16 protein-coding genes are annotated in these 13,841 nt (G+C 61.1%); 7 read left to right on the forward strand and 9 right to left on the reverse strand.

Going from position 1 to position 13,841, the window contains the following annotated elements:
• The first annotated feature begins 17 nt into the window (after positions 1-17).
• Entirely contained in the window at positions 18-539 is a 522-nt protein-coding gene (locus HBO19_RS10850) for a DUF3617 domain-containing protein (protein ID WP_169954040.1), read from the forward strand.
• Positions 540-578: 39 nt separating this feature from the next.
• Here the strand turns inward: HBO19_RS10850 and HBO19_RS10855 are convergent, their stop codons facing one another.
• The 5 genes from HBO19_RS10855 to HBO19_RS10875 form a co-directional block, all read right to left on the reverse strand.
• On the reverse strand, positions 579-1,916 hold the full coding sequence (locus tag HBO19_RS10855) for a dihydroorotase (protein ID WP_170057503.1): 1,338 nt from the start codon (positions 1,914-1,916) through the stop codon (positions 579-581).
• Between the two features lie 2 nt (positions 1,917-1,918).
• A complete protein-coding gene (locus HBO19_RS10860; RefSeq protein WP_170042025.1) occupies positions 1,919-2,479 on the reverse strand; it encodes a DapH/DapD/GlmU-related protein in 561 nt (186 codons plus the stop codon).
• Positions 2,476-2,901 carry a phosphoribosyl-AMP cyclohydrolase gene (gene hisI, locus HBO19_RS10865; protein WP_170057504.1) on the reverse strand — a complete coding sequence of 142 codons (426 nt, stop codon included), beginning with the start codon at positions 2,899-2,901 and terminating at the stop codon, positions 2,476-2,478. The genes HBO19_RS10860 and hisI overlap by 4 nt, the downstream gene beginning before the upstream one ends.
• Positions 2,898-3,803, reverse strand: coding sequence for a GTP cyclohydrolase FolE2 (folE2, locus tag HBO19_RS10870; protein ID WP_170057505.1), 906 nt, complete (start codon positions 3,801-3,803; stop codon positions 2,898-2,900). The genes hisI and folE2 overlap by 4 nt, the downstream gene beginning before the upstream one ends.
• A gap of 78 nt (positions 3,804-3,881) precedes the next feature.
• Positions 3,882-4,250: a glutamine synthetase gene (locus HBO19_RS10875; RefSeq protein WP_170057506.1), complete on the reverse strand. Its 369-nt coding sequence runs from the start codon at positions 4,248-4,250 to the stop codon at positions 3,882-3,884.
• A gap of 126 nt (positions 4,251-4,376) precedes the next feature.
• On the opposite strand from HBO19_RS10875, the gene dksA reads away from it, so the two are divergent.
• From dksA to HBO19_RS10895, 4 genes are read left to right on the forward strand one after another with little or no spacing between them, the layout of a single operon-like run.
• Positions 4,377-4,781, forward strand: coding sequence for an RNA polymerase-binding protein DksA (gene dksA / locus HBO19_RS10880; RefSeq protein WP_169954034.1), 405 nt, complete (start codon positions 4,377-4,379; stop codon positions 4,779-4,781).
• A 26-nt stretch (positions 4,782-4,807) separates the two neighbouring features.
• Complete coding sequence (gene zigA, locus HBO19_RS10885) at positions 4,808-6,016, forward strand: zinc metallochaperone GTPase ZigA (protein ID WP_170057507.1); 1,209 nt, start codon at positions 4,808-4,810, stop codon at positions 6,014-6,016.
• Positions 6,016-6,660, forward strand: coding sequence for a DUF1826 domain-containing protein (locus HBO19_RS10890; RefSeq protein ID WP_170057508.1), 645 nt, complete (start codon positions 6,016-6,018; stop codon positions 6,658-6,660). The genes zigA and HBO19_RS10890 overlap by 1 nt, the downstream gene beginning before the upstream one ends.
• Before the next feature lie 44 nt (positions 6,661-6,704).
• Positions 6,705-7,667, forward strand: a complete 963-nt coding sequence (locus HBO19_RS10895; protein ID WP_170057667.1) for a CobW family GTP-binding protein — start codon at positions 6,705-6,707, stop codon at positions 7,665-7,667.
• Here HBO19_RS10895 and HBO19_RS10900 read toward each other — a convergent pair.
• The gene (locus HBO19_RS10900; RefSeq protein WP_057961211.1) at positions 7,661-8,053 is read right to left on the reverse strand and encodes a DUF3301 domain-containing protein; all 393 of its coding nucleotides are present in this window, start codon (positions 8,051-8,053) and stop codon (positions 7,661-7,663) included. The two genes, HBO19_RS10895 and HBO19_RS10900, sit on opposite strands and share 7 nt — an antisense overlap.
• A 116-nt stretch (positions 8,054-8,169) precedes the next feature.
• On the opposite strand from HBO19_RS10900, the gene pdxY reads away from it, so the two are divergent.
• The gene (gene pdxY, locus HBO19_RS10905; RefSeq protein ID WP_169954031.1) at positions 8,170-9,042 is read left to right on the forward strand and encodes a pyridoxal kinase PdxY; all 873 of its coding nucleotides are present in this window, start codon (positions 8,170-8,172) and stop codon (positions 9,040-9,042) included.
• 116 nt (positions 9,043-9,158) lie between these two features.
• Here the strand turns inward: pdxY and HBO19_RS10910 are convergent, their stop codons facing one another.
• Positions 9,159-9,641 carry an acyl-CoA thioesterase gene (locus HBO19_RS10910; RefSeq protein WP_029290061.1) on the reverse strand — a complete coding sequence of 161 codons (483 nt, stop codon included), beginning with the start codon at positions 9,639-9,641 and terminating at the stop codon, positions 9,159-9,161.
• Between the two features lie 293 nt (positions 9,642-9,934).
• On the opposite strand from HBO19_RS10910, the gene HBO19_RS10915 reads away from it, so the two are divergent.
• Positions 9,935-11,698, forward strand: coding sequence for a cation:proton antiporter (locus HBO19_RS10915; RefSeq protein WP_169954030.1), 1,764 nt, complete (start codon positions 9,935-9,937; stop codon positions 11,696-11,698).
• A 60-nt stretch (positions 11,699-11,758) separates the two neighbouring features.
• Here the strand turns inward: HBO19_RS10915 and HBO19_RS10920 are convergent, their stop codons facing one another.
• Both HBO19_RS10920 and HBO19_RS10925 read right to left on the reverse strand, forming a co-directional pair.
• Complete coding sequence (locus tag HBO19_RS10920; RefSeq protein WP_029290059.1) at positions 11,759-12,166, reverse strand: SMI1/KNR4 family protein; 408 nt, start codon at positions 12,164-12,166, stop codon at positions 11,759-11,761.
• A 99-nt stretch (positions 12,167-12,265) separates the two neighbouring features.
• Positions 12,266-13,765, reverse strand: coding sequence for a surface lipoprotein assembly modifier (locus HBO19_RS10925; protein ID WP_170042030.1), 1,500 nt, complete (start codon positions 13,763-13,765; stop codon positions 12,266-12,268).
• Positions 13,766-13,841: the final 76 nt, after the last annotated feature.

Below are 13,841 nucleotides of genomic sequence, written 5' to 3' on the forward strand. Positions count from 1 at the left end.
TACCCAGGAGTTACCCGATGAATGCTCGTCTGCTTGGTTTGGCCATGGTTGTTGGTTTGACGCTGCCGGTGGCAGCGCAGGCGCAGATGTTGGCGCCGGGCTTGTGGGAATTGACCACCAGCAACATGAAAGTCGATAACCAGAACCTGCCGGACTTGTCGTTGATCCTCGGTCAGCTGAAACAACAGATGACCCCGGAACAGCGCGCCATGCTGGAAAAACAAGGCATTACCATGGCCGGCAAGGGCGTGCAGGTGTGCCTGACACCGGCCCAGGTGGCCTCCGACTCCATCCCGCTGACCGACCCGCAATCGGGTTGCAAGCAAGAGGTGACAGACAAGACCGGCAACCAGTGGAAATTCCGCTTCAGCTGCCCGAAAGCCCAGGGCACTGGCGTGGCCACGTTCCAGAGCCAGAAGGCATTTACCACCACGGTCAACGGCACCTTCAATGCCACCGGCGTGCAGCAGAACGGCAGCCTCGACACCCAGGCGCAGTGGCTGGGCAACGACTGCGGCACGGTCAAGCCCCGCGCCTGATCACACGCCCTGCAGGAGCCGGCAAGCCGGCCCCTGCGTTTAGCGCAGAAAATGCAGGGGCAGCCCCTGGCAACTGTCCACCACCTGCCCCTGGTGCCAGGCCACATGGCCTGACACCAGGGTAGTGCTGACGCTATGGCGAAAGCTGCGTTCGGCAAACGGCGTCCAGCCGCACCGGGCGAGGATCGGTTGGCTGCTCACGGGCTTGCCTTCGGGCTCGGGTTTGATCAGCACCAGGTCGGCCCAGTAGCCCTCGCGCAGATAACCCCGCTGGGGAATGGCGAACAGGTCGGCGACGCGATGACTGGTTTTTGCCACCAGCGTAGTCAGTGGCAACAAGCCGTCGGCCACCAATTCCAGCAATGCAGGCAACGCGTGTTGCACCAGGGGCAATCCTGCCGGTGCCTCACGGTACGCCTGCTGTTTTTGCGCCCAGGTATGCGGGGCGTGGTCGGTGCCAATCACATCCAACCGGTTGCTCAGCAGTGCCAGGCGCAGGGCATTGCGGTCGGCCCGGGTCTTGATCGCCGGGTTGCATTTGATCTGGTGGCCGAGGCGGGCATAGTCGCGGTCATCGAACAGCAAGTGATGCACGCACACTTCTGCCGTGATGCGTTTTTCTGCCAGCGGTTTGTCTTCGAACAGCGGCAATTCCCGCGCGCTGGTCAGGTGCAGCACATGCAGGCGCGTGCCATGGCGGCGCGCCAGCTCCACCGCCAGGGATGACGAGCGATAGCAGGCTTCGGCGTCGCGAATCAGCGGGTGGGCTACAGCGGGGATCGCCTCGCCAAACCGGTTTCGCAAGCGTTGTTCATTGGCGTGGATGCTCGACGTGTGCTCGCAATGGGCGAGGAGAATGGTCGGCACCTCAGCAAATAAACGCTCCAGGACGCGTGGATCATCCACCAGCATATTGCCGGTGGAGGCGCCCATAAACACTTTGACCCCGGCGACCTGCCGCGGATCAAGGGCCGCCACGGTGTCGAGGTTGTTGTTGCTGACGCCAAAGTGAAAGCCATAGTTGGCCACCGAGTGCAGCGCCGCGCGGCGTTTCTTGTCGGCCAGTGCTTCCAGGGTCAGGGTCGCCGGTTGGGTGTTGGGCATGTCCATGAAACTGGTGATGCCACCTGCCACCGCCGCGCGGGACTCGCTGTAGAAGCTGCCTTTGTCCGGCGCGCCGGGTTCGCGAAAGTGCACCTGGTCGTCGATCATGCCTGGCAGCAACCATTGGCCTTGGGCGTCAATCTCGATAGCGGCTGTTTGCCCGTGGATGCTGCTGGCGATTTTCTCGATACGGCCGTTGGCGACCAGCAAGTCGGCGTCGAATTCCTGGCCCTCATTCACCAGGCGGGCGTTGCGGATCAGCAGGCGGCTCATGCTCAGAACTCGTTTTGCAGGGCTTTGTAGCCAAGCACCAGGTCGACATTGGTACGCGCCACATCTTCAGAAAACTCCGAGGCGCTGACGCTCACGGGCGGGAACTGCGACAGGTCGGTGTTGGGACCGATGCGCGTGGTGGACGGCACATAGAAGGCGGCGGGCAAGTCGCGGCCATCCACCACCGAGTTGTGCCGCACCACGCAGCCGTCGCCAACCACGCAGTTGAACAGCACGCTGTTGAAGCCGATGAACACCCGGTCGCCGACGGTGCAGGGGCCGTGGACAATCGAGCGATGGGCGATGGAACTGAACTCGCCGATAGTCACCGCCGCACCGGATTTGGAGTGGATCACCACGCCGTCCTGGATATTGGAATTGGCGCCGATGGTGATCGGGTCCATGTCGCCGGTGGCGTCCACTTCATCGGCGCGGATCACCGCATAGGGGCCGACAAATACGTTCTCGCCGATGATCACCTTGCCGCAGATGATCGCGGTTTTATCGACGTAGGCCGATTCGGCAATGACCGGCAGATCGCCGGAAGGGTTCTTGCGGATCATGCTGCAGGTTCCTTGAGGGGCGCGGTGAGGATATGCACGTGGTTGTCTTCGATAGCGTTGTAAAAACAGTTCGGGCGGCCGGTGTGACAGGCCGGGCCCTGTTGGTCGACGATCAGCAACACAGCATCGCCGTCGCAATCCAGGCGTGCTTCGACCAACTGCTGGCGGTGGCCGGAGCTTTCACCTTTGCGCCACAACTGCTGGCGTGAGCGTGACCAGTAGCAGACCTGGCCGCTGGCGAGGGTTTCTTCGAGGGCCTGGCGATTCATCCAGGCCAGCATCAATACCTCGCCGCTGCCGTGTTGCTGGGCGATGGCGGCGATCAGGCCGTCGCGGTTCCACGGCAAGGCATTCAGTACCGGGGCCAGGGCAAAGCGACTGCCTACACTGGCGGCTTCGAGGTCGAGCATTGTCAGCGTCATGGGGTGCCCGAGACGGTTCTCGTCCAATGGCTTTCGGCTACGGCGTCATGGGCGTGCAGGCTTTCGGCGTGGATGACTTTGAGGTGAATGGCTTGCACTGCATCCGAGCGTTTTAGCGCCAGGTTCAGACGGCGCGCGGCGTCTTCGCAGAACATCAGGTTCTGGCCGTTGGCCAGGGCAAACGCCTGTTCATCGGCGCGCTTTACGGCGGTTTGGACGGCGGTGCCGAGGGCGGCTTCGGCCTGGTCGATCAAGTCGGTCAGGGGCAACGTTTGTACGCCGGGTTGCAGTTGGACCTGCAACAGCGCACTGCTGCGTTGGCTATGGGGCGTGGCGACGATGCCATTGGCACTGCCGAGCCAGGCCAGTACATCTTCGTGCTGCAACGACTTATTGCCGAAGTCATCGACAAATTGCTGTTGAATCAACTGCCTGGCGAGGGCCGCAGAGCAAGGGCAGGTGGACGAGTAGGTCACGTCAATTTTTAGTTCCACGTGGAACATCTGCTTTTCCAGACGCGCTTCGATGGTCACCGGATAAGTCTTCCAGCCCGATAGCGGGCTGACCAATGCCGGGCGTTTAAGCAGCAAGTCGGTGTGAATCCGCAGGTAGGCGCTGCTCGATAACCCTTCATGGCTATCAAGGAATCGCTGTAAAACCTGGCGCAGCAACACGGGTTGCAGGTCTTGTTGCTCGAGCATCTCCAGCGCCAGGTACAGGCGCGACATATGAATGCCTCGCGCCTCGCCGTCATCCAGGCTCACGCCGGCATCGGCCTTGGCACTCAAGCGCTGGCCGTCGATCAGGATAGGAAGGGCAATGCCGCACATGCCCACCCAGTCGAGAGGCAAGGCTTGGCGAGAAGCCTGCGCGGCGATATCCGGCAGAGTCAGCGCATTCATGAGCAGGTCCATCGTTGGAAATAATCTGACATGTTATAGTATAACAATTGGATCTACGATGATTTTTCTACGACCGCCCTAGCACCCGCTGATACGGCTGCAGGTGAACTTGGCGCTGGAGCCTCCGGAACTGGAGAACCGGTTGATCGTGGTCCAGCCCACACGCCGGGTGTAGCCCACCCACGCCTCGCCGTCGGAAGCCAGGCCGGTAAAGAACGTCAGTTGGCCGTAGCGGCTGTTGGTCTGCGCCCAATAGCGCTTGCCGATCACCTCGAACCCGCGCAGATACGTGGTGTTGCCTGCGGTCGCGACACTGTAGGCATTGCCTTGGGCATCGATGCAGGCCAGCAGGGTGGCGCTGCGGGTGCAGGTGGCCAGCGTGCCGGGCATTTGGGCGCTGGCCTGGGTCGCCACCAGCAGCAACACGCTGCATATCAGGTATTTCATCGCGCTTCTCGGGGCCTGGAGAGAATCAAGGATTACGCCCTTCGTCGTGTCGAGCAAGAGGGCGTTGGCTTATTTGTATTGTTATAATATAACATCAATGCACAGCCTGACCCGTGAATCGTCCCGATGACTGAACAAGACCTGCTTGCCCAGCCGCCCGCTGATTACATGAATGAGGCCCAGCAAGCCTTTTTCCGCGAGCTGTTGTTGGCCCAGCGCTATGACCTGCAAGCGCGCATCGAAGCCGAATTCATCGTGCTGCGCGAGCAGGAGCCCAACAGCGACCCCGCCGATGTGGGCAGCGCCGAAGAACAGCGCCAGTGGCAACTGCGCCTGCTGGAGCGAGAAAAGAAGCTGCTGGACAAGATCGACGAAGCCTTGGAGCACCTCGCCCGTGGTGAATACGGCTGGTGCCGCGAGACGGGCGAGCCGATTGGCCTCAAGCGCCTGTTGCTGCGGCCCACGGCCACCCTGTGTATTGAAGCCAAAGAACGTGAAGAGCTGCGCGAACGCCATCAACGGGCGATTTGACCGGCCACCCTGATGAGGAACACCCGATGACCGACCGTTTACCCGTTACCGTGCTGTCCGGATTTCTCGGCGCCGGTAAAAGCACGCTGCTCAATTACGTCCTGCGCAACCGCGAAAACCTGCGGGTGGCGGTGATCGTCAACGACATGAGCGAAATCAACATTGATGGCGCCGCAGTCCAGCGCGACGTCAGCCTCAATCGCGCCGAAGAAAAACTGGTGGAGATGAGCAACGGCTGTATCTGCTGCACCCTGCGTGAAGACTTGCTGGTCGAGGTAGGAAAGCTCGCCAGGGAGGGCCGGTTCGATTACCTGCTGATCGAATCCACCGGCATTTCCGAGCCGCTGCCGGTGGCGGAAACGTTCACCTTCCGCGATGAAAACGGCCAGAGCCTGGCCGACATTGCGCGTTTGGACACCATGGTCACCGTGGTCGATGGCATGAACTTCCTGCTCGACTACCAGGCCGCCGAAAGCCTCGCGTCCCGCGGCGAAACCCTGGGCGAGGACGATGAGCGCTCCATCACTGACCTGTTGATCGAACAGATCGAGTTCGCCGACGTCATCCTGGTCAGCAAGATCGACCTGATCAGCCGCCACGAACGTGAAGAACTGGTGGCCATCCTTGAACGCCTGAATGCCCAGGCGCGCATTATTCCCATGGTCATGGGCGAGGTGCCGCTGGCCGAGATCCTCAACACCGGGCGTTTTGACTTTGAGCGCGCGGCCCAGGCACCGGGCTGGTTGCAGGAACTACGCGGCGAGCATGTGCCGGAGACTGAGGAATATGGCATCGCCTCCACGGCCTACCGGGCGCGCCGGCCATTCCATCCCCAACGCTTTTTCGACTTTATCGACCGCCCGTGGAGCAACGGCAAGCTACTGCGCTCCAAGGGGTTTTTCTGGCTGGCCAGCAAACACCGCGATGCCGGTAGTTGGTCCCAGGCCGGCGGCCTGATGCGCCATGGTTTTGCCGGCCGCTGGTGGCGCTTTGTGCCCAAGAGTCAATGGCCCGAGGATCAGGAAAGTGTCGCGGCGATCATGGGCAACTGGCAGCCGAGCACCGGGGATTGCCGCCAGGAACTGGTGTTTATCGGGCAGAACATCGACTTCGTGCGCCTGCGCGCCGAGTTGGACGCATGCCTGCTGACCGACGATGAAATGGCCTTGGGCGCTGAAGGTTGGCACCTGCTGGTCGATCCTTTTGGCCCTTGGTACGAGGAGACAGCCGCCTGATGCTGGCACCTGTGATTCAACTGCGCCCGGTGATTCGCCAGACCCGTGGGGAAACCCCGTTGGCCCTCGCCGACATCCTGGATAACGGCGTCAACCTGGCGCTGTGGCAGCGCCAGTTGCCGCTGCACATCGCCGAGTTTGGCGCGTTGCTGGTCTCGCTGGGCGAGCCGCTGGCGGAGTCGCTGGTGGTGGAGCTGGACAGCGAAGACGCCGAACCCGACTTGCAGGGGCTGGCCGCAGGCTGTCGTGACCTTGAGGGCTACGAAGGCTTTATCGCCGATGTTGCCTGGCTGATCAGCGCTTTTGCCTGCCTGCTGGGCGCCAAGCGCATTGGCGCGCGGCTGAGGCTACTGGACAAGGCCATGTGCCCGCGCTTTCACGTCGATCACGTGCCTGTGCGTTTGATTACCACCTATGCCGGTATCGGCAGCCAATGGCTGCGCGAAGGGGTGATGGACCGAAGTCAATTGAGTCAGGCGGACGCGGAGCCCACCGAGCGCATCGAACAGATCCACTGTGGCGAAGTCGCCCTGCTCAAGGGCGAAAAGTGGCGCGGCAACGAGGGCCATGGCCTGATTCACCGCTCGCCGGCCCTGGCCGCCAACGAACGGCGGCTGATTCTGACGCTGGATTGGCTGGCATAACCGGGTAGGATCAGCGTCTCTACACGGCCTGAATAATGTCCACGATGCTGCAGAATATTCCCACGCATGTGATTGCCGGCCCCTTGGGTGCTGGCAAGACCAGCCTGATCAAGCACCTGTTCACCCAGCGCCCGGCCAATGAGCGATGGGCGGTGTTGATCAATGAGTTCGGGCAGATTGGCCTGGATGCTGCGCTGCTGACCCTGGATGACGACGGCATTGCCATCGGCGAAGTGGCCGGTGGCTGTTTGTGCTGTGTGAATGGTGCGCCGTTCCAGGTAGGGCTAGGCCGCCTACTGCGTAAGGCCAAGCCGCACCGGCTGTTTATCGAGCCCTCGGGGTTGGGGCACCCGGCGCAATTGCTGGCGCAGTTGCGCCAGGCGCCCTGGCAGACCGTGCTCGCTGTCCAGCCCTGTGTGCTGGTGCTCGACGCCCAGGCACTGGCGGCGGGCAGACCGTTGCCTGACGCGCAACGCGAAGCATTGGCCAGTGCCGGGTTGCTGCTGCTGAACAAGGCTGAAGGATTGGACGCTGCGCAACGTAGCGCAATCGAAAGGACCCTGCCGGCCTGCGAGATTTATTGGGCGCGGCAAGCGCAGCTGCCATTGGTTCGGCTACCGGGGTTTGGCGCACAGGCCGGGTCGGCTGTGGATAACTTTCAAGTGCCCCAGGGGCTGGCGCAAATCCCGGCAATCTGGAGCGATCCGTGCGTGCCGATTTGCCTGCATCAGGCGCAGGCCGGCGGCTGGAGCATCGGTTGGCGCTGGCACCCAAGCCTGCAGTTCGACCCCACGCGGCTGTGCCAATGGTTGCAGAACCTGGAGTGGCGTCGCGCCAAATTGGTTATCCACAGCGCCGACGGTTGGGTCTCGGCCAACGCTGTGGATAACACCACTCTCATCTGGCAGCCTAGCGAATGGCGTCGGGACTCGCGTATCGAGCTGATCTTTGGCAAAGAGCAGGATGTGGCAAAACTGCAAAAAGCCCTGGCCGCTTGCCGTCAGTGACGGCTTTTGCCGTGCTCCTGGCGCCACTGGCTCAGTTCAATCACTTCGGCGCTGGGCGGCGGCGTCTTTATTTCAAACGGGTAGGGCGCCAGTTCGATTTGCGCGCTGTGGGCCCCAAATTGGGTGATGGTGCCGGGATGGCGGGCTTCGCCGGTCACCGTGAACTCAAAATTGTAGACCCGTGCCAAACGCCGGCGCCCGCTGGCGTCCTTGACGAAACCGATGCGTTTCAAGGCCACGGCGCCGTCGAGCAGTTCGATGTCGAGCTTGGCGCAATGCTGTTTGACCCTCTCCAGCGCGCGCTCGCGCAGGCCGTGGTTGTGCCACACCCAGGCGGCAGCCGCCGCCAGTAGCATCAGCACAAAGATATTTCCCAGGGTCAGCATGCGATTTGCTCCAACAAAGTAAGGCCAGCTTAACTGCGTCTCCGGTCTGTCGTACAGGCTGCTTTTAGTCGCATACTGCGCGGCCAGAATTTAACGGTTTTACGGAAGTTTCCTGCATGAAACGTACGCCTCATCTGCTTGCGATCCAGTCCCATGTGGTCTTCGGCCATGCCGGCAACAGCGCCGCCGTGTTTCCCATGCAGCGGGTGGGGGTGAATGTCTGGCCGCTGAACACTGTGCAGTTCTCCAACCATACCCAGTATGGCCAGTGGGCGGGAGAAGTGTTGGCGCCCCAGCAAATTCCTGCGTTGGTGGAGGGGATCGCGGCGATTGGCGAGCTGGGCAACTGCGATGCGGTGTTGTCCGGTTACTTGGGCAGCGCCGCCCAGGGCCGGGCGATCCTGACCGGTGTGGCGCGGATCAAGGCCATCAACCCCAAGGCCCTGTACCTGTGCGACCCGGTGATGGGGCATCCGGAAAAAGGCTGCATCGTGCCCCAGGAAGTCAGTGATTTCTTGCTCGACGAAGCCGTGGCCATGGCTGACTTCCTGTGCCCCAACCAATTGGAGCTGGACAGCTTTTGCGGGCGTAAACCGCAGTCGCTGTTTGACTGCCTGGGCATGGCGCGGGCCCTGCTGGCGCGTGGTCCCAAGGCGGTGCTGGTCAAGCACCTGGATTACCCGGGCAAGCTAGCGGACGGTTTCGAGATGCTGCTGGTGACGGCAGAAGGCAGCTGGCACCTGCGTCGGCCATTGCTGGCGTTTCCACGCCAGCCGGTGGGGGTGGGCGACTTGACGTCGGGCCTGTTCCTGGCGCGGGTGCTACTGGGTGACAGCCTGCTGGCGGCCTTCGAATTTACGGCGGCGGCTGTGCATGAAGTGCTGCTGGAAACCCAGGCGTGCGCCAGCTACGAGTTGGAATTGGTGCGGGCCCAGGACCGCATCGCCCATCCGCGCGTGCGCTTCGAAGCCACGCCGATCAGCCTCTGACACCACCAACCCAATGTGGGAGCGGGCTTGCTCGCGAAGACGGTGTATCAGTCAATACATGTGCTGACTGGTACACCGTCTTCGCGAGCAAGCCCGCTCCCACATTTTGATTGGGGTTACACGTCGGCCTTGATTTCCTGGTAGCGCTTCTCCAGCTCCTGGCGAATCTGCCGGCGCTGCTTGCCCTGGATAAACCGGCGCTTGTCTTCACTGTTCTGCGGCTGCAATGCGGGCACGGCGGCCGGCTTGCGGTCGTCATCGACGGCAACCATGGTGAAGAAGCAACTGTTGGTATGGCGCACCGAGCGCTCGCGGATGTTCTCGGTGACGACCTTGATCCCTACTTCCATCGAGGTGTTGCCGGTGTAGTTGACCGAAGCCAGGAACGTCACCAACTCGCCGACATGGATCGGCTCGCGAAAAATCACCTGGTCCACCGACAGCGTGACTACGTAGCGGCCGGCATAACGGCTGGCGCAGGCGTAGGCCACTTCGTCGAGGTACTTGAGCAGGGTGCCACCGTGGACATTGCCTGAGAAGTTGGCCATGTCAGGGGTCATCAATACCGTCATCGACAGCTGGGCGTTTCCGGGTTCCATAGCACACTCACGGTTGTAGGCATTGGTTGGGGGGGCACCTCTGCGGATGCTGGAATCATTGCGGCGTCATCCCTTACGGGACGCCGGGACGGGCCTTGCCGTCACGCCCAAGGCGATCTGTTTCCATATATTGCACCGGCTTTCTGCCGGAAGTCGTGGTGTTACCCTTGAAAAGCCCATTTCAAGGGCATTTCTTACGATTAAGGCAGACTTCTCCTTCCGCACATTGCGCGCCGTTGTAGCGGCCGCGTGGAAACCGGGACAGCGCCAGTACCCTCAAGGAGCCCCTCGCCATGCACGCCATCAGCTTTATCCAGGATTTGGCCGTGATCATGCTGGTGGCAGGGGTGGTGACTATCCTGTTTCATCGCCTCAAGCAGCCGGTCGTCCTGGGGTACATCGTCGCCGGCTTCATCATTGGCCCGCACACCCCGCCATTCGGCCTGATCCACGACGAAGACACTATCAAGACCCTGGCCGAGCTGGGGGTGATCTTCCTGATGTTCTGCCTGGGCCTGGAGTTCAGCCTGCGCAAGCTGTTCAAGGTGGGCGCCACGGCGTTTATCGCGGCCTTCCTGGAAATCATCCTGATGATCTGGATTGGCTATGAAATTGGCCAATGGTTCGACTGGAACACCATGGACTCGCTGTTCCTCGGCGCGATCCTGGCGATTTCCTCGACCACCATCATCGTCAAGGCGCTCAATGACCTGAAGATGAAAAACCAGCGCTTTGCCCAACTGATCTTTGGCGTGTTGATTGTCGAAGACATCCTGGGTATCGGCATCATTGCCTTGCTGTCGAGCATCGCCGTCAGCGGTACGGTCAGTTCCGGCGAGGTGTTTTCCACGGTCGGCAAGCTCTCGCTGTTCATGATCGTGGCCCTGGTGATCGGCATTTTGCTGGTGCCACGGCTGCTGGCCTACGTGGCCAAGTTCGAAAGCAACGAGATGCTGCTGATCACCGTCCTGGGCCTGTGTTTCGGCTTCTGCCTGCTGGTGGTCAAGCTCGAATACAGCATGGTGCTGGGCGCCTTCCTGATCGGTGCGATCATGGCCGAATCCCGGCAGTTGCTGAAAATCGAGCGCCTGATCGAACCGGTTCGCGACATGTTCAGCGCAATCTTCTTTGTTGCCATTGGCTTGATGATCGACCCGCAGATCCTGCTGCAATACGCCTGGCCGATTGCAGTGATCACCGTGGCCGTGGTGTTGGGCAAGATGCTGTCCTGTGGCCTTGGCGCGTTTATCGCCGGCAATGACGGCCGCACTTCGTTGCGGGTGGGTATGGGCCTGTCACAAATTGGCGAATTTTCTTTCATCATTGCGGCGCTGGGGATGACCTTGCAGGTGACCAGCGACTTTCTCTACCCGGTGGCGGTGGCCGTTTCCGCCATCACGACGTTGCTCACGCCCTACCTGATTCGTGGCGCCGACCCATTGTCCTTGAAGATCGCGGCGGTGATGCCCCAACGCCTGAGCCGGGTGTTTGGCATGTATGGCGAATGGTTGCGCAGTATTTCGCCCCAGGGCGAAGGCGCGATGCTGGCGTCGATGATCCGCAAGATCATCCTGCAAGTGGGGGTGAACCTGGCGCTGGTGGTGGCGATCTTCTTCACCGGCAGCTTTTTTGCCGCGCGCATTGGTGGGTATCTGGAAGGTTGGATCAGTGATCCGAGTTGGCAGAAGGCATTGATCTGGGGCGGTGCGTTGTTGCTGTCGCTGCCGTTTCTGATTGCCGCATATCGCAAGCTCAAGGCGCTGTCGATGTTGCTGGCGGAGATGAGCGTGAAGCCGGAAATGGCCGGGCGCCATACCCAGCGCGTGCGGCGGGTGATTGCCGAACTGATCCCGATTCTCTCGCTACTGGTGATCTTCCTGCTGTTGGCAGCCTTGTCGGCCAGTATTTTGCCGACCAACAAGTTGCTGGTGTTGATTGCCGTGGTCACGGCTGCGGTGGCCGCCGTGCTCTGGCGTTGGTTCATCCGCATCCATACACGCATGCAAGTGGCTTTGCTGGAGACCCTGGACAATCACAAGGACACACCGGAGCACTGACCACCACCCTCAACTGAGCGATCCACCGTAGGCGCCGGCTGGCCGGCGCCTACAAAGGCATCAGCTTTCCAGCCAGACGTCCCGCGCCCAGTGCCACACCGACTCCCAGGACTCTTCGGTTACCAGTTCTTCTTCGCCGGACCACAACACCACCGTGCCGTCTTCTTCGACGCAATAGTAGTCGTCGCCATCCTGGCAAATCGGGATCAGTTCGCGAGGCACGCCGATATCCCAGGCATTGGCGGCGACTTCCGGCAGGTAAGTGTGAGACTGGGGGTCGGTGATGGTCACCGGCTCCAGGCTGCCATACACCACATCGCTGACGGTCAGCAGGAATTCCTTGAACACAAACGGGATGTTGATAAACAGCTGTTCCTCGACTTCCACCAACTGGTCTTCGTCGGGCAGTTCCAGAGGAACCGGTACCGGTTCGTTGGCTTCACGCAATTGTTCGATAACTTCTTCCACGGCCGGGATCCTCATGCTAGATGGCGCGGTTTATAGGGGCGTTTTATACAGTAGCTCGCTATAAGTGCAACCGCGAAATAGAAAACCCGGTGTTGTCGGTTAAAACTGCTTTTCCAGCTTTAGGCTGATGCTGTTTTTGTCGTAGGAATAAAGCCAGTCGACATTGCTGACGACCTTGTTGTACTTGACCGTCAGACTGGGCACCGCATCCAGCACCGCCAGGCGTGGGGCACGCAGGATAAAGGTGTAGCCTTGTTCTTTCTCATTGCGTCGGTCATCGACGATAGCGCTGTAGGCATCGTATTGGCGCTTGCGGTACGAGGCGAACAGCACGGCGCTGACGCCCACTTCGAAATCCTTCGCCACCCCCAGCCGCACGCCCTTTTGCAGGTAGGCCGCCGTGCGGTCCTGGGTATTACGTTCGGTCAGGTCTACGCCGCCGAACAGCGTCCACCGTTGGGGCAGGGCCTGCCACAGGGTGGCGTAGACCGAACTGATGCCGCCGTCGAGGTTGCTATTGATCTGGTGTTTGTAGGCCATGTCCTTGTATTCGCCTTCCAGCTTGAACATGCGGGTGGCCGACAGTGTATGAATCCATTCGCCGCGCAGCCCCCAGGCGCTGTACATGGCGTTGTCACCAATCGTATTGAATTCAAACGACGGCCCGAGGGCGTACTGGTTTTTGGCGTCGTGGTAGCTGTAGCCAGCGTTATTGATGAGGGTGCCTTCGTTGTACTTGCTCTGTTTTTCATAGGCCTGGCCATAGAGCAGCGAGCGCATGAACACCCCGTGGTGGCCGCTGATGGCCACGCGTTTGTTGAGCGTGGCCTCGTAGTCCGCGCCGTGGGCAGACACGGCCTTGGGCAGTGAGCGTTTGACGTAGATGGTTTCGTCGGGGGTGACGTAGCGATAAGTCACCTCGCTTTCCGGGGACTGGTTGAGGTTGTAGCCCCAGGTCGGGCCGATGGCCAGGGAGCCTTGCCAGTCTTCACGGTGGTCCAGGGCCTGGATAAAACTGTCGACGGTCTTGCCCACGCCCATGGCTTGGGCGTCCGCTGGGCTGAGGCTGCTGCTGATCTGCCGGAACGCGGCGTTGGATTCGCCATCCTTGCGGTTCTCGAACAATACCCGCGCCAGCTCCAGGCGCCCCGGCAGGAAGTCGCCCTGCAACGCCAGCAGCTGGCGGTAGTAGCTTTCTGCTTGTTCAAGGTTGCCATCGGCGCGGGCCAGGCCGCCGTTGGCATAGGCGGTGAGCATCGGGTCGTGGCCGGGCAGGGCGGTGTAGCGCTTGAGGTAATCCCTGGCTTGTGGCCACTGCTGGCGCTCAATGGACAGGTACACCGCGCGGCCCAGTTCATCGAGGTTGTTGCCGACGCTGTAGGTTTGCCCATCGATATTCAACAGCGGCGGGGCGCCGTCGCTGGGCAGTTCATCCTTGAGCAACTCGCGCTCTTGCTGATTGGCGCGGTACTCGATGGTCTGGTTCAGGCGCAGGCTGGTGTCCTGGTCGGCGGCAAATACCGCCGGGGTCATGCACAGCAGCAGGGAAAAGGGTAAAGCGTGGAGCGTGAGGGATCGCATGCAATAGGGCTGGGGCATTACCGGGCTCTCGGGATCGCTTCAAAACGCCAAAAGCAAGTGCCTGGGGGCAGGCACTTGCTTGGGTGGTGCTACA

Source organism: Pseudomonas sp. WS 5021, from assembly GCF_012985535.1.
In the GTDB taxonomy this organism is placed as follows: Bacteria; Pseudomonadota; Gammaproteobacteria; order Pseudomonadales; family Pseudomonadaceae; genus Aquipseudomonas.